At 33.4% G+C, this 19,677-nt stretch carries 13 protein-coding genes and 1 pseudogene; 7 read left to right on the top strand and 7 right to left on the bottom strand.

What is annotated here, in order from left to right; all coding sequences use genetic code 11:
* The first annotated feature begins 294 nt into the window (after window positions 1-294).
* The 6 genes from pcnB (at window position 295) to sppA (ending at window position 8,943) form a co-directional block, all read left to right on the top strand.
* Window positions 295-1,641: a polynucleotide adenylyltransferase PcnB gene (gene pcnB, locus GYX25_RS08730; protein ID WP_425337790.1), complete on the top strand. Its 1,347-nt coding sequence runs from the start codon at window positions 295-297 to the stop codon at window positions 1,639-1,641.
* A gap of 75 nt (window positions 1,642-1,716) precedes the next feature.
* Window positions 1,717-4,077, top strand: a complete 2,361-nt coding sequence (gene lptD, locus GYX25_RS08725) for an LPS assembly protein LptD (RefSeq protein WP_091348688.1) — start codon at window positions 1,717-1,719, stop codon at window positions 4,075-4,077.
* Window positions 4,078-4,156: 79 nt separating this feature from the next.
* Window positions 4,157-5,470 carry a peptidylprolyl isomerase SurA gene (gene surA, locus GYX25_RS08720; RefSeq protein WP_174787193.1) on the top strand — a complete coding sequence of 438 codons (1,314 nt, stop codon included), beginning with the start codon at window positions 4,157-4,159 and terminating at the stop codon, window positions 5,468-5,470.
* Entirely contained in the window at window positions 5,463-6,260 is a 798-nt protein-coding gene (gene rsmA, locus GYX25_RS08715) for a 16S rRNA (adenine(1518)-N(6)/adenine(1519)-N(6))-dimethyltransferase RsmA (protein WP_174787192.1), read from the top strand. Before surA ends, rsmA begins: the two co-directional genes overlap by 8 nt.
* 4 nt (window positions 6,261-6,264) lie before the next feature.
* Window positions 6,265-7,086 carry a bis(5'-nucleosyl)-tetraphosphatase (symmetrical) ApaH gene (gene apaH, locus GYX25_RS08710; protein WP_091348680.1) on the top strand — a complete coding sequence of 274 codons (822 nt, stop codon included), beginning with the start codon at window positions 6,265-6,267 and terminating at the stop codon, window positions 7,084-7,086.
* 24 nt (window positions 7,087-7,110) lie between these two features.
* A complete protein-coding gene (gene sppA / locus GYX25_RS08705; RefSeq protein ID WP_174787191.1) occupies window positions 7,111-8,943 on the top strand; it encodes a signal peptide peptidase SppA in 1,833 nt (610 codons plus the stop codon).
* Window positions 8,944-8,998: 55 nt separating this feature from the next.
* Here the strand turns inward: sppA and GYX25_RS08700 are convergent, their stop codons facing one another.
* The 4 genes from GYX25_RS08700 to moaC all read right to left on the bottom strand — a co-directional run bounded on the left by GYX25_RS08700 (window position 8,999) and on the right by moaC (window position 12,238).
* Window positions 8,999-10,843 carry a sulfatase-like hydrolase/transferase gene (locus GYX25_RS08700; protein WP_091348674.1) on the bottom strand — a complete coding sequence of 615 codons (1,845 nt, stop codon included), beginning with the start codon at window positions 10,841-10,843 and terminating at the stop codon, window positions 8,999-9,001.
* A 204-nt stretch (window positions 10,844-11,047) separates the two neighbouring features.
* Window positions 11,048-11,491 carry a molybdopterin synthase catalytic subunit MoaE gene (moaE, locus tag GYX25_RS08695; protein WP_180214369.1) on the bottom strand — a complete coding sequence of 148 codons (444 nt, stop codon included), beginning with the start codon at window positions 11,489-11,491 and terminating at the stop codon, window positions 11,048-11,050.
* A gap of 4 nt (window positions 11,492-11,495) precedes the next feature.
* Entirely contained in the window at window positions 11,496-11,741 is a 246-nt protein-coding gene (gene moaD / locus GYX25_RS08690; protein WP_091348669.1) for a molybdopterin synthase sulfur carrier subunit, read from the bottom strand.
* 14 nt (window positions 11,742-11,755) lie between these two features.
* Entirely contained in the window at window positions 11,756-12,238 is a 483-nt protein-coding gene (gene moaC / locus GYX25_RS08685) for a cyclic pyranopterin monophosphate synthase MoaC (RefSeq protein ID WP_091348666.1), read from the bottom strand.
* 197 nt (window positions 12,239-12,435) lie between these two features.
* Here moaC and priA point away from each other — a divergent pair, with 197 nt between their 5' ends.
* A complete protein-coding gene (gene priA, locus GYX25_RS08680; RefSeq protein ID WP_174787219.1) occupies window positions 12,436-14,604 on the top strand; it encodes a primosomal protein N' in 2,169 nt (722 codons plus the stop codon).
* 43 nt (window positions 14,605-14,647) lie between these two features.
* Here priA and GYX25_RS08675 read toward each other — a convergent pair whose 3' ends face one another.
* From GYX25_RS08675 to lon, 3 genes and pseudogenes are all read right to left on the bottom strand, one after another.
* Window positions 14,648-14,959 (bottom strand): ComEA family DNA-binding protein, encoded by a 312-nt coding sequence (locus GYX25_RS08675; RefSeq protein WP_091348659.1) that lies wholly within the window; start codon window positions 14,957-14,959, stop codon window positions 14,648-14,650.
* A 154-nt stretch (window positions 14,960-15,113) separates the two neighbouring features.
* Window positions 15,114-16,976 (bottom strand): SurA N-terminal domain-containing protein, encoded by a 1,863-nt coding sequence (locus tag GYX25_RS08670; protein WP_174787190.1) that lies wholly within the window; start codon window positions 16,974-16,976, stop codon window positions 15,114-15,116.
* Between the two features lie 212 nt (window positions 16,977-17,188).
* A pseudogene (gene lon, locus GYX25_RS08665) lies at window positions 17,189-19,546 on the bottom strand (endopeptidase La); the annotation flags it as partial.
* Between the last annotated feature and the right edge of the window lie 131 nt (window positions 19,547-19,677).

Raw genomic sequence — 19,677 nt, 5'->3', positions numbered from 1 at the left:
AAATAAATAAAAAGAAATGTTGAGTATGGTTTTATTTAGTCTTTATTCAGCTAATTAAAATACTCTAACAAGAGCAAAACAAAATTTGTCGCTTTTAATTAAATACTGCCAATGTTACTATTGTTGATAATTATATTAAAAAAATCAAATATAATATTTAAACTATTTAGTAAAATTACAATTTTATTGTACTCATAAATACCGATGCTAAGAAACATGGAAAATTATTGACAGTTACGATATAATCGCGCGCTATAGTTGTTATTAAGCCAAAAACACTTTTTGAGGTGCGCTATTTTTAAACAAGTTTCACGTTTTTATCAAAAGTTTTTTCGCCATGAAGAAAAAAACAACAAACGACAAAAAATTGGTTATGTGTCTATTGCACGTAATGAGCATAATATATCCCGTAAAGACATTAGTGCGAATGCATTAAAAGTCCTCCATCGATTAAACAAACAAGGATACGAAGCTTATTTGGTTGGAGGATGCATAAGAGATCTCATATTAGGCAAAATGCCAAAGGACTTTGATATCACAACTAATGCAACACCAGAACAAATCCAAAAAATTTTCCGCAACTGTCGCTTGGTAGGAAGACGATTTCGTCTTGCCCATATTATGTTTGGTAAAGAAATTATTGAAGTAGCGACTTTTCGTGGAGATCATGATTCTCAGAATGGGCAAAACAATATTTCTAAACGTTCACAGTCTGGTATGTTGTTACGCGATAATGTTTACGGAACCGTTGAACAAGATGCAATTCGTCGCGATTTTACTATGAATGCACTTTATTATAGTGCAAATGATTTCACTTTACGCGATTACTGTGGAGGGTTGAAAGATTTACAAAAAGGCATTATTCAATTAATTGGCGATCCACAAACACGTTATCGAGAAGATCCCGTGAGAATGCTAAGAGCCATCCGTTTCGCAGCAAAACTGAATATGAAAATTGAGCCAGCTACCGCTGGACCAATTAAAGATCTTGCACCATTATTGAAAAATATTCCCTCTGCTCGACTTTTTGACGAGTCCCTTAAACTTTTACAAGCAGGATACGGTTATAAAACTTACCTGTTACTAAGAGAATATTGTCTTTTCGAACAGCTATTTCCGACTATTGAGCGTTTATTGGCTAATAACCAAAATAGTCATTTAGAAAAAATCATTGAGCAAGTTTTAAAAAATACTGATTATCGTATCGCTAACAATAAACGAGTTAATCCTGCATTCCTATTTGCTGCTTTTTTTTGGTATCCAATTATTGAACAAGCAAAAGAAACAAGTGTTGAAAGCGGTTTGCCATTTTATGATTCGTTTTCGATGGCAATTAATGAAGTGCTTAGTGAACAATGTAAAAATATTGCCATACCTAGACGCTTAACCACCATAATGGGAGACATTTGGCGTTTGCAGCTACGGATGAAAAAACGAGATGGGAAACGTGCATTTGCTATTTTAGAGCACCCTAAGTTTCGAGCGGCCTACGATCTTTTAGAAATACGAGCATCAATCGAAAAAGGTGAACTCTTGGAGTTAGCTAAATGGTGGGATGAGTTTCAATACACTTCACTCGAAAAAAGAATAGTGATGGTAAAACAGCTAAACAAAATGAATAAACGCAAGGGGAAACGTTAATTTTTAATTCGCACTTTTATAAATAACAGCTATAATGCTTCAATTAGAATAATCATAATAACTTTTTAATCATTGATGAAAAAATTAGCGCCTTCTCTTATTGCAATAGCTGTTACTCTTTCTTTGTATAACAACTCTAGTTATGCTATAGATTTACCTAAAGCCGCTATTAGCAATAACCCTCAATGTCTTATAGGCGTTCCTAGGTTTGATCGCCCTTTAGTCAATGGAGACATAAACAGCTTACCTGTAAATGCTGAAGCTGACCAATTGGAAGTATTCTATCCAAATATAGCCGTATATAAAGGTGATGTATTAATAGAACAAGGTAATCGCACCGTCCAAGCAGACAAAGTAACAATCGACACTCAAGATAACAATAATCGAGCTGTAACACTAGAAGGTGATATTACTTATCAAGATAATTTAATACAACTGAAAGGCGATAATGCATCAATGAATTTAAATAACAATGATGCAAATATGAGCCCTAGTCAGTATCAACTTGTCAATAGACTTGGTCGTGGCAATGCGGATCAGATGAAACTTGAAAAAAACCGATATGTTATTTTAAAAAATGGTAGCTACACATCTTGTCCTGTTAATGACAGTACATGGAACATTAAGGGCACAACGGTTATCCATGACAATGAAGAACAATTACTAGAAGTTTGGAATGCCGTATTTAGTATTGGCAAAGTCCCAGTCCTGTATTCACCGTATTTACAACTACCAACTGGAGATAAACGCCGTTCGGGTTTATTGATGCCTAATTTAGGCTATGACAGTATTGATGGTATTGATTTTTCAATGCCAATTTATTGGAATATTGCACCAAATTATGATGCTACTTTTACACCAAGAGCTTTACAAAACCGTGGTGTACAATTACAAACAGAATTTCGCTATTTAAATGAACTAGGATTAGGTACACTTGCATTTGACTGGCTACAACATGATAGTAAATATAATGAAGATAGAAGCAATCATGTTAATGGTAACAATTATGATGATAATAACCATCGTTGGTTGTTCCATTGGAAAAATGAAGAACTAATTAACTATAATTGGCGTTTTTATGCCGATACAACTCGAGTTAGTGACAATCAGTATCTCACCAATCTAAATTCTAAATACGCTTCTCAAACTGCTGGATATTTAACACAGTTTTATAAAATCGCTTATAATGATGAAAATTGGGATATTACTTTAGGCTATAGGCACTTTCAGCCATTTCATTCAGAACTAAAAAACTCGCTTTACCAAACCGAACCACAATTGGATATGAGTTATTATAATAATGACTTGGGACCATTCAAATTTAGGACATTTTCTCAAATATCTCATTTTTTGACATCAGGGGAAGATAAACCTAAAGCATGGCGAGCTCACGTTGAACCAACGCTAAATTATACTTTAACCAATTCTTGGTCATCATTAATCACCGAAGCTGGTTTTATGGCAACACATTATAATCAAGATCGCATTGATAAAGATATATATAAAGACTTAGATAAAACTGTAAATCGTTTTTTACCTAAATTCAGCATTGATGGTAAAGTCATCTTCGAACGTGATATAAGTTTTATTGATGGTTATACCCAAACATTGGAACCAAGAGTAAAATACATTTATATTCCATACCGAAATCAATCCAATATTGGCGCCTATGATTCCACTATATTACAATCAGATTATATAGGTCTATTTAGAGATCAACCTTACAGTGGTCTAGATAGAATTGCCTCAACCAATAAAATATCAACTGGTGTAACAACTCGGTTTTATGATAATAACAAGGTTGAAAAATTTAACTTATCCATTGGACAAATTACTTATTTTACTAAATCAAAAACTAGTGAACATAATAATGATTTAGATGAAAACTCTGATACAGGTAGCATTACTTGGGCATCTGATAATTTTTGGCGCATAAGTGATGATATAATCTTTCGAAGTGGTGTTCAATATGATACTCGGATTGATACGATTTCATTAGCTAATACAATATTTGAGTACCGACCATCCGGTGATAAGTTAATGCAATTATCTTATCGATATGCAAACCGTAACTATATTGACGTTGTAGATAAAAACCCTTCTTATAGAGGTTATAAGCAAAATATTTCTCAAGCTGGAATAATGACTGCTTGGCCATTATCACAAACAGTTAGTGCTGTTGGTTCCTATTATTATGACGTTAAATTAAAACAAACTGCAGATAGCTTTGTTGGTTTGCATTATAGCGATTGTTGTTGGGGAATGACGGTACAGTATGGCAGAAAACTAACAGATTGGGACAATATTTCTCGAAAAAGTAAATACGAAAATAAACTGTCTATTAACTTCGAATTACAAGGTTTAGGCAACAACCGAGATACCAAAGCTAAAATGCTAAATTTCGGTAAGCTACCATATACAACAACATTTGAATAAAATACTTTTGCAAATATAGATTACCGATAAATTTATTGTAGGCTACCAATGCCTCAACAACAAAATGAGTTGAGTGAATATGAAATTATTAAAACTATTTATCACCTTAAACCTAAGCATAAGCTTAGGAATTATAACTCCATTATCTGCGAATGCCGCACCAAAAGTGGTAGAACAGGTTGCTGCCGTTGTTAATAACAATGTCATTTTAGAAAGTGATGTTAATGATATGCTAAAAACAATTAAAGCAAGCACTGATTCCCAAAATCTACCTAATGATAAAATACTCAGACAACAAATTATTGATCGTTTAGTTATTGAAAACTTAATTTTACAAAAAGCAGCTAAGGCTAAAATCACTGTTAGTGATGACGAAGTAACCAATGCAATTGATAAAATTGCGTCTGAAAATGATATGACCATTGATCAACTTCGAAGCAAACTCTCAACAATGGGGATCAGCTATAGCTCCTATCGAGAAAGGATCCACAATGATATGTTGATTGATGAAACTCGAATGCATGAAGTAAGACCTAGGATCAAAATTTCAGAAAAAGAAGTAGAAAACTTAGCAAAAAATATTACTCGCCAACCAGCTAATAATATTGATGTAAAAATCAGTCATATTTTGATTTCTATACCAGAAAAAGCATCTAAACAACAAATAGACAATGCTGTAAATAAAGCACAAGATATTATCAATCGGGCACAAAAAGGGGAAAACTTTGCTAAATTAGCTACCTCTTATTCAAATGACGACCTTGCTTTAAAAGGCGGCAGTATGGGTTGGCATAAACTAAATGAATTACCGACCCTCTTTGAAGAACGTTTAGTACGTGCAGCAAAAGGTAGTATTATTGGCCCTATTCGTTCAGGTGTTGGTCTGCACATTATAAAAGTTGATGATACTCGTTCAGAAGCACCAAAAACTATTACACTTCAAGAAGTCAATGCTCGTCATATCTTGATTAAAACAAACGTATTAGTTAACGATAAAATTGCCCAACAAAAACTAGCCGATATTCGCAAATCAATTACTAATGGCACAATAACCTTTGAAGCTGCAGCTAAGGCGAATTCTGAAGATACAGGTACAGCCGAAAAAGGAGGCAATTTAGGTTGGAATCGTCCTGAAATTTATGATAACGGGTTTAGAGACGGCTTATCTCAGCTAAAAAAAGGAGAAATTAGCCAGCCAATAAAATCATCTTACGGATGGCATTTAATCCAATTAATTGATACAAGACAGATTGATGGTACAAATGCGATGAAAAAAGATCAGGCCTATCGACTTATTTTTAATCGTAAATTTTCAGAAGAAGCCCAAGCATGGGTTCAAGAAATAAAAGGTGACGCTTACATCAAAATTACAGGTGAAGATAAGCATGAATAATCGTGTTCACCAAGGGCATTTTGCCCGTAAAAGATTCGGACAAAACTTTTTACATGATGACTATATCATCGAAAGTATTGTTGCAGCGATTCAACCAAAAGCAGATCAAGCGCTAGTGGAAATCGGACCAGGACTTGCAGCATTAACAGTACCTGTAAGTAAATATGTTGATCATTTAACCGTTATAGAGATCGACAGAGATTTAGCCAGTAGATTGATCGAAAATCCATTTTTACATAATAAACTAACCGTTATTGAACAAGATGCACTGACCTTTGACTTTAATCTATTGGCCGAGCAATTAGATAAACCATTAAGAGTATTTGGTAACTTACCATATAATATCTCAACCCCTTTGATGTTCCATTTATTTGAACATGCAAATATCATCACCGATATGCATTTTATGCTACAAAAAGAGGTAGTAACTCGCTTAGTTGCAGCACCTAACAGTAAAGATTATGGTAGATTGAGCGTAATGGCTCAATATTATTGTCAAATCATTCCAGTTCTTGAAGTCCCACCAACATCATTTAAACCTGCACCAAAAGTTGATTCAGCAGTAGTTAGATTAGTACCCTATAAAGAAAAACCTTATCTTGTTAATGATATAAAAACACTTTCTCGTGTAACTACAGAGGCATTTAACCAACGACGTAAAACTATTCGTAACAGTTTAAGTAATATGTTTACTATTGAACAGTTACTTGAATTGAATATTGACCCAACTTTACGTGCTGAAAACTTAACAGTACAACAATACTGTCAACTAGCAAATGCATGGAAATAATATTATGGCAAATCTACTTATTGGTGATATTCATGGCTGTTATGATGAATTTATGCGGTTACTTGAAAAAGCAAAATTCTCATCATCAGACACTCTGTGGCTAACTGGAGATCTTGTTGCTAGAGGTCCAAAATCACTAGACGTTCTAAGATTTGTTAAACATAATGCCAATCAAATTAGATTGGTATTAGGTAATCATGATCTACATTTACTATCGATTTATGCCAATATTACGCAGGCCAAAAAGAAAGATAATCTTGAAGAGCTCATCCGTGCGACAGATCTTGATGAATTAATGAATTGGCTACGTAAACAACCATTAGTTCAAATAGACGAATCATTAAAACTAATTATGACTCACGCAGGTATTTCACCACAATGGGATCTTGAAACACTAAAAAAATGTGCCAATGATTTGAATGCTATGTTATCAAGCGATTCTTATATTTTATTCCTTGATAAAATGTATGGCAATTTTCCTGATGAATGGCAACCAGAATTACAAGGCTTAGATAGGCTACGTTATATTGCTAATGCATTAACCCGTATGCGTTTTTGCTATGAGGATGGTCGGCTAGATTTCTACTATAAAAAATCACCCGAACAAGCACCATCAAAACTTAAACCTTGGTTTTTATTACCTAGTAAAATTTCAAACGAATATAGTATCGCTTTTGGACATTGGGCGGCATTAAATGGCAAAGGGACACCAGAAAACATTTATGCACTTGATACAGGATGTTGTTGGGGTGGAAAACTGACATGCTTGCGCTTTGAAGATAGAAAATATTTTAAAAAGAAAAACATCGAAATAAAAACTAGATAAACCACTATAAAAGGATCAATTATTATGTCTGCTTTATCTGCCATTAAATCAATATGGAAAATGATTAACTTTATTAGAGAAATATTTCTTAACTTAATTTTTCTAATTATTATTATTTTGATCTTTAGCTCTATTGCATTAATCAAAGAAGCACAAAAACAAGAAATTGTTCCACAATATGGTTCATTAGTTCTGGATATTGAAGGAATTATTGTTGACAACACACTTTACAGTGATGAAATCTATGCTTTACAAAACAAAATCTATGGCAAAAAAGTCAATACTTCTCGTGAGAATAGTTTATTTGAATTAACTCAAAAAATAGCTCAAGCTACTACTGATCCAAAAATTACAAGTATAGTACTTAAATTAGATAATTTTACTGGTGCCGATATAAGTTCGCTACAATATATTGGGAAATATTTAACCAAATTTAGCGAAGCAAATAAACCTATTTATGCTTTTGGTTCAAATTTCAATCAAAGCCAATATTATTTAGCTAGCTATGCTAATAAAATATACTTAGCACCACTTGGTTCTGTTAATGTATATGGGCTATCCGCTAATAATCTATACTATAAAACCTTACTTGATAATTTAAAAATCAATACACATGTTTTTAGAGTAGGTACTTATAAATCAGCCATTGAACCATTTATTCGCAATGACATGTCTGAAGAAGCAAAAAGCAATACAACACGCTGGTTAACACTTATGTGGAATAACTATCTTAATGACATTTCTACACAACGAAAAAAAGCCGATACACAATTGGTTCCCGCCCCAAATATTATGTTAACAGCGTTAAAAGAAACTAATGGTAACATGGCTCAATATGCTATATCTAATGGATTAGTCGATGCTATTGCCTCTAACTATCAATATGAACTTGATTTCAATAACCAACATGAGGTTAGCATTTATGATTATCAACTTAAATCAAAAAATGAAAAATCAAACAGTGACTCTAAGGGGAAAAAACCACTGATTGCAGTTGTATTTGTCAATGGTACTATCACCAATGGCGAAAATAGTAGTAATATTGCTGGTAGCCAAGACATTGTTGAACAGCTGAGAAAGATTCGTAAAAACTTAAACAAACATAACATACAAGCAATAGTATTACGTGTAAATAGCCCTGGGGGTAGTGTAGATGCATCGGAAGCAATTCGTAGTGAACTAGAAGCGCTACGTGATTACCAGATTCCTATCGTTGTATCTATGGGAGGAATGGCTGCATCAGGTGGATACTGGATATCTACCGCATCTGATTACATAGTTGCTAGCCCAAATACGATTACTGGCTCTATTGGTATTTTCGGTATTATTCCAACATTCGAAAACTCTTTATCTCATATTGGTGTTTATAGTGATGGTATAACTACATCACCATTAGCAAATAATACCTCAACACAAAATCTGCCTAAAGAAATGAGCCAATTAATTCAAATGAATATTGATAATGGTTATCAAACATTTATTTCGTTAGTAGCAGATGCAAGAAATATGACAACCGAACAAGTCGATAAAATTGGACAAGGCCAAGTCTGGTTAGGGTCAGAAGCAAGCAAAATTGGACTTGTTGATAAGTTAGGCGATATTGATGATGCCATTGAAACTGCTGCAACATTAGCGAATGTAACTGATTATGAAATTGACTGGCAAAAACCAAAAGGAAATTGGTTTAATGCATTTTATTCGGATATGATAGCTATGTTACCTAAATCCACTGCAGAAATATTTTTTGAACAACTACCAGCAGCGAAACAACTTAAAGAACATGTTTCTTTATGGAATAAGTTTCAAGACCCACAAAATCGCTATATTTATTGTCTAAATTGTGCCGACGTGCGCTAATACACAAATCATTATCTACCATGCTCGTGGTAGATAATGATTCGCCAATTTATACCTAATTGTTTTTATCTTTTAAGCTATTTAGCCCTGATTGGGAAAAATAACGCATATGATTCATCGCTTCTTGAATGTATTGATAATTTGGTGTTTCATCTGTTTCACGATTATGTAAATCCATATAATGATTAATACCTAATCGATTCACGAAATAAATATGATCAGACGTTCTAACTGCATAAGAACTATAATTTGACATCAAAAGCCAATTACGATCAGTTATAGGACTAAATAAGTCATAACCTGTCGAATAATCGCTTATATCATTTTTTACATATAAATAATGTTTCATTAAGGTAGGAACGACATCTTCATGGCTAGTTAATTTTTTACTATTATTTTTAAGATTTTCTAACTCTTTCGCGCCAATAATAATAAAAGGAACCTTTGTTTGTGCATCAGTATAATTACCATTATGCCCCCAAAATCCAAGTTTATTATCATTCATTTCTTGAGCATGATCACCAGTAATAATCAATATTGTGTTATCTAAAGAACCTGATGCAGCAAGCTCATCATAGACATTTTGTAATAAATAATCATCATAATAAACACTTTGTTTGTAACGATTAAAAATTGGCAAAGGATCTGTATCATTATTCAATGTCATATAATTTAGATCACCAATAGGTTTAAACTTGACCGAAAAATCGGCAGGAAAATCGTAAGCATGAGGAGCATCATAAAATAAAAAAGAAAATGTCGGTCGAGAAGTATCGCGAGCTTTATACCATGCAAGCCAATCCTCTGTGATTTGTTTATCACGACTAGATGCCGAACCATCTTTACTACTGATTCTTAAATTTTTGATGGTGACAAATGCAGTTCGATCAAATTCTGGAGCAGAAACTTTAGCTGAAGTAAAGATGCCGATATTATAGTTTTCTTTTTGTAACGTTGTGATAAACAGTGAAGGAATACTATTTCGTAAAAATGAATCCCAATACGTACCAGGAATACCATAAAATAGCCCAAAAATACCTGTACGAGTTGCATTCCCTGTTGAGTAATGGTTATCAAAAATCACACCATTATTCTGCTTAACAAAACGGAATGTATTAGGAGAAATAGCCTCACTAAAGGTATCATATCGCCAAGAATCTAAGACAATAAACATAATATTTTGTGGCTTATTATTTTCAGGATTAATCACCAATTCTTTTTTGGGATAATCAACACCAGTGTTGTCATTATTCTTATTATATACGACTTTTCTTTGCCCATTTGCATCAAAAAAGCTCATAATCTTTTTCGACGTAAATGGCTTATACAATGGAATATATTCTTTTACAACCATAATAGGTGAATAAGCGTAATAAAAGGCAACCATATGTACTACATGGTTCACTAAAAATGAGCTAAAAAGAAATATTGTTGATATCAAAAGAATTTTTGATTTATTATGCTGTACAGTGAATTTTTTATTAACAAGATAAAGAATAAAATATTCAGCACAGAATGAAACAATAATAACAGCTAACATCAATAAATAAGTAATTATTGAAAAATCAACAACTTGACCCGATAAAACCATTGCTAAAACAGATTGATTTACATGAAATCGGTACTGTTGAAAAACAATAGTATCAATATATAATCCAATTTGGATAAAGCTGAATATTGCAGCAAGAATAATATTACGAATAGACTGTTTAAGCCAAATAAAAGGAATACAAACAATAAAAAGTAATAAATAAGCAGAGAAAAAATGCCCCAACACAGCAAATACTGAAAATGTCACTCCAGCCCAATTAAAAGACGCACCTGGTACAATAAAAAATCGAATTGCTAGTATTGATGAAATAAAGATATTAATTAGAACAAAATAGTATAATTTTTTCATAGTATTCGCTATTGGGTAATGACTTAATGATAAGAATTTTATATACAAAAAAGGCTCAATTCAGAGCCCTTTATTTAATTTAAACAAAATTGAAGGCGGCTACCTTCCTATTCAAAATTTGAGCCGTTAGGTGAATAATTTTCCATTAATCACCTCGAATAAAATACATGATATAGCTTAATACTATTATAACCTAAATAACCACTAATACCATTTTTTCAATGCGTCAGCATCGGATTTTTTTGCATCAACCCATATATCGCCATCAGTAGTTCTCTCTTTTTTCCAGAACGGGGCTTCATTTTTTAATATATCCATAATAAATTCAGCTGCTGCAAATGAATCAGCTCGATGTGCACTACTCACACCTACAAATACAATTTGTTCGTTGACATTAATTTTACCAACACGATGAATAATAGCTACTCGGCTTAATTGCCATCGTTCTCTAGCTTGAGCAATAATATTAACCAAAACCTTTTCAGTCATTCCTGCATAATGCTCTAAAAATAAGCTTATTGTATATTTTTCAATACTACGAACTTTGCCCATAAAGGTAACAATGGCACCATCTTGTGGTAATTGTGAAAGCCAATCGGTTAGCTTATTAACATCAATAGGTTCTTGGCTAACTTTAATAAGATCCATAATACTAACCTCCTGTCACAGGAGGAAAGAACGCAATTTCATCGCCAGCTTGAACAATATAATCAAAATCAACCAATGTTTGATTTACAGCACATAAAACAGAACGCTCTTTGAAAGCCAATAACCATTGATCACCACGATCACTTAATTGTTCAATAAGACGAAAAATTGAAAGTTGTTCTGCATCTAACATCAAACTCTCTACACCAATTAACTCTCTAATTTGGGCAAAAAAAATAATTTTATTCATACTACTCACTGTTCTTATGATTTAGCTACAAAATCGCCAGATTTACCACCCTTTTTTGTCAATAGTCTTACTTGAGTAATCACCATATCTTTTTGAACAGATTTACACATGTCATATATAGTTAACGCAGCAACAGAGGCGGCTACCAATGCTTCCATTTCGACACCCGTTTGACCACTCAATCGACAAATAGATTCAATTTTGACACAACAATTCACTAAATCAGCTTCAATATTAATTTCAATTTTACTCAATAAAAGGGGATGACATAAAGGAATAAGTTCCCACGTCTTTTTTGCAGCTTGGATGCCCGCAATTCTTGCCGTTGCAAAAACATCACCTTTATGGTGTTTTCCCTCAATAATGCTATTTAATGTTTTGGCATTCATCATAATAAAGGATTCAGCTCTTGCTTCCCGAGTAGTGATTGGTTTATTTGATATATCAACCATGTGGGCATCGCCTTGGCGATTAATGTGTGAAAAGGATTCAGACATCCGCTATATATTCCTTAAAAAAGTAAAACTATATTGTATTGCCAAGATAGCAAATTTTATAAATAGATACCACCACATTTGACTAGATCAATAACACACTAAATTTATTAAAATAGAATAAATCAGGTTAGATTTTGCGAGTTAAACGAAAACTGCGTACAATATAACTTTTGATGAATTATAATTGTGACTTTTCAATGCCTATTGCTCATGTAGCCTTACCTGTGCCACTCTATCAACTTTATGATTATAGCTTAGCGATGCCTGCTCAAGTTGGAATGCGGGTTAAAGTTCCTTTTGGTAAAAGAGATACAATAGGCATTATTGTTAACATTGATGAAAAAACAGAATTTAATGTAAAAAAACTAAAAACCATTAAAGCAGTTATTGATAGTGAACCAGTTTTTACACCTTCTATTTGGCAGCTATTAAACTGGGCTGCTAGTTATTACCACTACCCTATCGGCGAGGTTCTGTTTCATGCTATGCCTATTTTGCTAAGACAAGGACGCCATGCGGTCAAAGAAGAAATCAAACAATGGCAATTAACCCAATTGGGGAAGCAGATTGATTTAGAATCGCTATCACGAGCCCCAAAACAGCAATTATTACTATCATCATTTAGAAATAATACTATTTCTAACACTAACGTAAGTAGCACAGTTTATCACGAATTACAGAAAAAACAGCTTATAGAGCAAGTAAGCCACCAGCCAGATCACATTCAATGGCAAACAAATTTTTCAGCTAATGCTAGTTCAATTCAGTTAAATAAAGAGCAGAGTTATGCGATAGAAACAGTCAATAAACAAAATCAACAATTTGAGGTATTTTTACTAGAAGGCGTAACTGGCTCAGGTAAAACTGAGGTCTATTTGAATATACTCTCTAATATTTTAACTGCAGGAAAACAAGCATTAGTACTTGTTCCTGAGATTGGTTTAACACCACAAACAATTAAACGTTTTAAACAACGTTTTAATGCTCCAATTGATATTCTTCATTCAGGATTAACAGATAAACAAAGACTAGCAGTTTGGTTAAGAAGTAAAAATGGAGAAAATGCTATTGTTGTAGGTACTCGCTCATCACTTTTTACCCCATTTAAAGACTTAGGGGTAATTATTATTGATGAAGAACATGATAGCTCCTATAAACAACAAGAGGGTTGGCGCTATCATGCGCGAGATTTAGCAATTATACGAGCTAAATTTAATAATATTCCGATTATTTTAGGCTCTGCAACACCATCGCTTGAAACACTCAATAATGCACAAAACGATAAGTACCACTTATTACAATTAACAGAAAGAGCAGGTAATGCAACGTTAGCCAAACAGTCAATTTTAGATTTGCGTGGGTTAGTACTTACTGCTGGTTTATCACAACCATTAATTGAGCAAATAAAAAAACATTTATCTAATAATAATCAGGTAATGTTATTTTTAAACCGTCGAGGCTTTTCACCATTATTAATATGTCATGATTGTGGCTGGATTGCTGAGTGTCCTCGTTGTGATAGGCCCTATACATTTCATCAGAAACAACACAAGCTGATTTGTCATTATTGTGATACACCAAGAGCAGTACCCAAACAATGCCCAAAATGTGGCTCTACTCATTTAATGCCGATTGGATTTGGAACAGAACAACTTGAACAGCAACTTGAGATTCTTTTTCCTAATATCAAAATTAGTCGTATTGATCGAGATACAGTTAGTAAAAAAGGTGCATTAGATAACTATTTACACAGTATTCAACAAGGTGGTGCACACATTTTAGTTGGCACACAAATTTTGGCAAAAGGACATCACTTCCCTGATGTAACTTTGGTTGGAATTGTAGATGTTGATGGAGCTTTATTTTCAAGTGATTTTCGAGCAACTGAACGATTTGCTCAAATTTATACACAAGTATCAGGAAGAGCTGGCCGTGCAGCAAAAGCTGGTCAGGTCATTTTACAAACGTATCATCCTGATCATCCATTACTTAATGTATTACTAACTGAAGGCTATCAAAAATTTGCCAAGCTGACATTACAAGAAAGAAAACAAACCCAACTACCTCCATTTAGTTATCAAGCATTGATTCGTGCAGCAGATCGCAATAATTATTACGCACCAACACTTTTACAACACATTTATGATTGGTTAAAAGCACATTATAATCATACGTTATGGCAACTTGGGCCAATGCCTGCAAGTCAACCCAAAAAAGCGGGCTATCATCGTTGGCAATTACTGCTCCAACATACAAATAGGCAACATTTGCAGCAAATATTAAATCAACTATTAATAGAAATAGGTCAATGGAATGAAACATCGAAAGTGAGATGGAGTATTGATGTCGATCCAATTGATAATTAGATTGATATTATTTCCACCAATATTAATTGGTGGAAATAATAAATTATAAAATTATTTTACCGGCATTCTTATCTAGTGTTGCTTGACCAATACCAGAAACTTCTTTTAACTGCTCAACCGAAACAAAAGGGCCAAATTTTTCTCGATATTCGATAATTTTATGGGCTTTACTTGGCCCAATCCCCGTCAATACTTTTGATAATTCTTCTGCCGTTGCAGTATTAATATTTACTTGAACAACTTGTTTTTGTTCTTGTTTAACTTTAGCCGATGTCGTTGGAGTTGAATCGGCAAAGCTTATGTTAGAAAAAACAAAACTTGATAATAAAATACATAATAGTGAAAATAATTTCATTTGATTAATCTCCCAAAATAGTTAGGCAAATAAATTTGCTTTATAACTATCTCACTTAATCAAATAAAACAAATTTCATGAATGGCAAGAATGAGAAAAGCCACCTAAGTGACTTTTCTTTTTTTCGATAATTGCTACTATTTTGAGAACTAAATCACAGATTAGCATCTGGCATAATTTCTATCTTAGCTTTAGAGCGTATGTCAGCAGCAAGATAATAATGCATTTCACTAATGAATAAAGGTAACAGCTCAGAAGAAAGATCTTCATATTTTGTTGGGGTATCTACCTTAGTTAGTACAACAATATAAGCACTTTTATCATCGATAAATTCCGCACCAAAAATCCTCTTTCCTGATGCTGATGGATTTAAATTAAATACCATATTAACAACTTTTGGGTCGAGTTCGGTTGAATTCCGTTTCAAGGTGTATTTTTGTGCAAACTGAACATTTTTAGCTTCTCCTGTTTCATTTAATTGAGTCAATATATTATCGACACTAGATTTAAACTGGTTTTGAGCCATTTTTGCATAGAGTTTTTTATGAATTTCGTTTTTCACCTCATCAAATGGCGCAACACCTTCAGGACGATAATCAATTGTTTGTACAACAAAATCATATCTACCATAATTCCTTTCAGCAATTATTAAATCAGAAATTTTCCCTGTTGCTTTACCATCGGCTATCATTTCTTCACTAAAAACTACGTCACTAACTTCAGGATGAGTTGTTATTCCAAATTTATCGTTGAAAAATATCCAATCAGAGGTCTTTACTTCTAGTCCAACTTTCTTAGCAAGTTCTTCAATACTTTTAGGAGAGTCATGTAATGCAATTTTAATTTTATTTTCGTCATTTTCCAAAGTCTGCTGTATTTTTTGTTGAGTCAGTTTTGAATCAATTTCATACTTCGCAAAATCAAAATCCATAACCTTAGAGGGCTGTATATCATCTAATTTCACGATTGCATAACCGCCGTCAACTTTAATTGGTGATGAAATTTTCCCTACTTTTTTCAACTGAGCATTTTTAAAAACTTGAGGTAAAGAGTCATCATCAGCAAACCACCCTAATGACCCATTTTTACCATATGGAGAAATATCATGATTTTGATTGAAAGTTTTAGCAATATTATCAAAATCAGCTCCAGAAGAAAGATCCTTCGCAATTTGATTAGCTTGCTGTTCATCAATAACAAAAATTACACTATAGGCTTTCTTAGCTGGATAAGAATAAGTTTTAATATTTTTATTATACTCATTCTTAATCTCGTCTTCAGTAACATCAATTGTTTTTCTTATAGCATCTTCTGATACAAAAATATATTTAACTTTTACTCTCTCTTTCCTAAAAAACTCTTTTAAATTTTCGTTATAGTATTTTTGTTCATCATCTATCGTAATATGTGTTTCATCAATATCACTTATTGAAGTATTAACTGAAGTAGCATATACACTTCTAGTTTGATTTTTGAGTGAAGATATTTCAGAATCGATTGGCAAAACAAAACTGCTATTTGTCAAAGCATTAATCACCTGTTGTTGCTGCAATACAGTTCTTATAATTTCGGCATAAGCATCTGGAGTAATATTATTTTCAGCTAGAAGGGTTAAATATTTTTGAGTATCAAATTTACCATTTTTAAAAAAATCTCTTTGTTTCTTAATGTAATTTTTAATCTGTTCATTACTAATAGTTACACCTATCTTTGCTGAAAATTTATAAGCTAAATAATTATCAATTTGATCTGATAATACACCCCGACGTATCTGTTTGATAAAAGAACTATCCCCTCCAGTATTCGCTGTTGCTCGTCTAGCTTGGGCTTCAAATTCAGTGCGGCTGATACCGTCACCATCAACTTTGGCGATGTATTGTTGCTGATCACGTGCACTATTATTACCACCGCCAAAACCTAAAAATCCGACGCCCGTGAAAATGAAACATAAAATAATTATTGCAAAAATAATCTTAACAACAAGATTATTTGCTGCTGTTCGGATTGTTTCCATCATTTCTTGCGATTCTCCGTATACCTAATGTTTATTTTTGAAAGTATAGCATATTTAACTAAATTGGCTATTGTCCGAATATTAAGTCCAAAAAAAAAGATCAACACCAAGTTGATCTTTTTCAAATTAAAAAATAATTAATTTAAGCTAGCTGAACGGCCAACACTACTTTTTATTTTTTTTATAGTTTTTTTTACAGGTTGCTTTAATGTCGTTTTTTTAGCTACGAACTCTATACCTAATGGATTATTTTGTAATGCAATTGTTAATACTTCATCAATCCATTTTACAGGATGTATATCAATTTCCGCTTTCACATTCTCAGGGATTTCTTCTAAGTCTTTAACATTATCGATTGGGATTAATACAGTTTTAATTCCACCTCGATGCGCAGCTAATAGCTTCTCTTTTAGTCCACCGATGGGTAAAACTTCACCACGTAATGTTATTTCTCCCGTCATAGCAACATCTGAGCGAACTGGATTACCAGTTAATGTTGAAATTAATGAAGTGCACATAGCAATACCGGCACTTGGCCCATCTTTTGGCGTTGCGCCATCAGGTACATGCACATGGATATCGCGTTTTTCATAAAAATCATTATTAATACCCAATTTTTCTGCACGAGACCGAACAACTGTCAATGCCGTTTGTATTGACTCTTGCATAACATCACCTAATGAACCTGTATAAGTTAATTTCCCTTTCCCAGGTACACTTACCGATTCAATAGTAAGCAAATCGCCTCCGACTTCGGTCCATGCAAGACCAACAACTTGGCCGATGCGGTTTTCATTATCCGTTTTACCGTAATCAAAACGTTGTATTCCCAAGAAATCTTTTAAGTTATCTTGTGTCACAGTTACCTTTTTCAATTTACTGTCTAATGCTAACTGTTTAATAACTTTACGGCAAATTTTTGCAATCTCTCTTTCCAAACTTCGAACACCCGCTTCACGAGTATAATAGCGGATAATGCCGATGATGGCTGAATCATCAATGCTAATTTCTTTTGACTTTAAGCCATTATCTTCTATCTGCTTGGTAATTAAATGTTGCTTAGCTATATTCAACTTTTCATCTTCTGTATAACCAGAAAGACGAATAACCTCCATTCTATCCAACAAGGGGGCAGGAATATTCATAGAGTTAGCCGTTGCAACAAACATTACATCAGATAAATCGTAATCAACTTCTAAATAATGGTCGCTAAAAGCATTATTTTGCTCTGGATCAAGTACTTCTAATAATGCTGAGGCAGGATCACCACGCATATCCGATGCCATCTTATCAATTTCATCTAATAAAAATAATGGGTTCTTAACACCTACTTTTGCCATACGCTGAATTAATTTGCCCGGCATTGAACCAATGTAAGTACGTCTATGTCCACGAATCTCCGCCTCATCGCGCACGCCACCTAACGCCATGCGAATATACTGACGACCTGTTGCTTTAGCTATCGATTGACCTAGCGAGGTTTTACCCACACCAGGAGGCCCGACCAAACACAAAATAGGACCTTTAACTTTATTAACACGGCCTTGAACCGCTAAATATTCTAAAATTCTATCTTTTACACGTTCAAGTCCATAATGATCTTTATCTAAAACTTTTTGTGCACCTTCAATATCTTTTTTAACTTTGCTACGTTTATACCAAGGAACTTGAATCATCCAATCGATATAACTTCGAACCACCGTCGCTTCAGCAGACATTGCCGGCATCATTTTTAATTTATTAAGTTCAGCTAATGCTTTATCTGTAGCCTCTTTCGGCATCTTAGCTTTAGTAATTTTTTCTTTTAACTCTTCATATTCATCAGGTTTATTGTCTATATCACCTAACTCTTTATGAATAGCTTTAATTTGCTCATTCAGATAATACTCTTTTTGAGCCTTTTCCATTTGCTGTTTAACACGTTGTCGAATATTTTTTTCGACTTGTAATAAATCAATTTCTGATTCCATTAATGAAATAAGCAACTCAAAACGCTTTACAAGATTAGCAGCAACTAGAATCTCTTGTTTCTGTTCTACTCTTAAAAAGAGCGTAGCAGCAATAGAATCAGCTAAACGCGATGGTTCTTTTACCAAACGGATAGAATCAACAACTTCCTGAGTTATTTTTTTATTAAGCTTTGAATATTCATCAAAGTTAGATAAAGTTAAGCGGATCATTGCTTCACTTATATCTTCTGCCTTTTTGACTTCGCTTAATGGCTTAACTTTTGCAATAAAAAATTCATTATTTTCATGCACAGCAATATCCATCATTTTGGCACGTTCAACACCTTCAACAAGAACTTTTACAGTTCCATCAGGCAATTGAAGTAATTGTACGACATTAGCAACAGTTCCGACTTCATATAAATCATCTACATCAGGATCATCTTGGGAAGGATTTTTTTGGGTTACAAGAAAAACTTGCTTATCCATTTCCATTGCACTTTCTAGGCAACGTATTGATTTACTTCGACCGACAAAGAGAGGAATTACCATATGTGGAAATACAACAACATCACGCAATGGTAAAATAGGCATAATCATGTGTTTAGTTCGTTTTATTTTCATTTTCTTCTCTCTAGTAGTACAAACCCATTAGATAAATATGGGGGTCGTTTTTAGACATTCAAGCCTATTTTTGGGACATATTGACAGTTTTCAAAGGCACTTTATTTTAGTATTAATTTGAGGCTATAGTT

The organism is Gilliamella sp. ESL0254, from assembly GCF_013344985.1.
GTDB lineage: Bacteria > Pseudomonadota > Gammaproteobacteria > Enterobacterales > Orbaceae > Gilliamella > Gilliamella bombicola.
The sequence above is the reverse complement of the archived record's forward strand: the minus strand, read 5'-3'. Positions and strand labels throughout refer to the sequence as shown.

Bases quoted from the DNA above. Each gene is read 5' to 3' on its own strand.
- lptD (WP_091348688.1), top strand. From the start codon at position 1,717: ATGAAAAAATTAGCGCCTTCTCTTATTGCAATAGCTGTTACTCTTTCT.
- surA (WP_174787193.1), top strand. From the start codon at position 4,157: ATGAAATTATTAAAACTATTTATCACCTTAAACCTAAGCATAAGCTTA.
- rsmA (WP_174787192.1), top strand. From the start codon at position 5,463: ATGAATAATCGTGTTCACCAAGGGCATTTTGCCCGTAAAAGATTCGGA.
- apaH (WP_091348680.1), top strand. From the start codon at position 6,265: ATGGCAAATCTACTTATTGGTGATATTCATGGCTGTTATGATGAATTT.
- sppA (WP_174787191.1), top strand. From the start codon at position 7,111: ATGTCTGCTTTATCTGCCATTAAATCAATATGGAAAATGATTAACTTT.
- GYX25_RS08700 (WP_091348674.1), bottom strand. From the start codon at position 10,843: ATGAAAAAATTATACTATTTTGTTCTAATTAATATCTTTATTTCATCA.
- moaE (WP_180214369.1), bottom strand. From the start codon at position 11,491: ATGGATCTTATTAAAGTTAGCCAAGAACCTATTGATGTTAATAAGCTA.
- moaD (WP_091348669.1), bottom strand. From the start codon at position 11,741: ATGAATAAAATTATTTTTTTTGCCCAAATTAGAGAGTTAATTGGTGTA.
- moaC (WP_091348666.1), bottom strand. From the start codon at position 12,238: ATGTCTGAATCCTTTTCACACATTAATCGCCAAGGCGATGCCCACATG.
- priA (WP_174787219.1), top strand. From the start codon at position 12,436: ATGCCTATTGCTCATGTAGCCTTACCTGTGCCACTCTATCAACTTTAT.
- GYX25_RS08675 (WP_091348659.1), bottom strand. From the start codon at position 14,959: ATGAAATTATTTTCACTATTATGTATTTTATTATCAAGTTTTGTTTTT.
- GYX25_RS08670 (WP_174787190.1), bottom strand. From the start codon at position 16,976: ATGATGGAAACAATCCGAACAGCAGCAAATAATCTTGTTGTTAAGATT.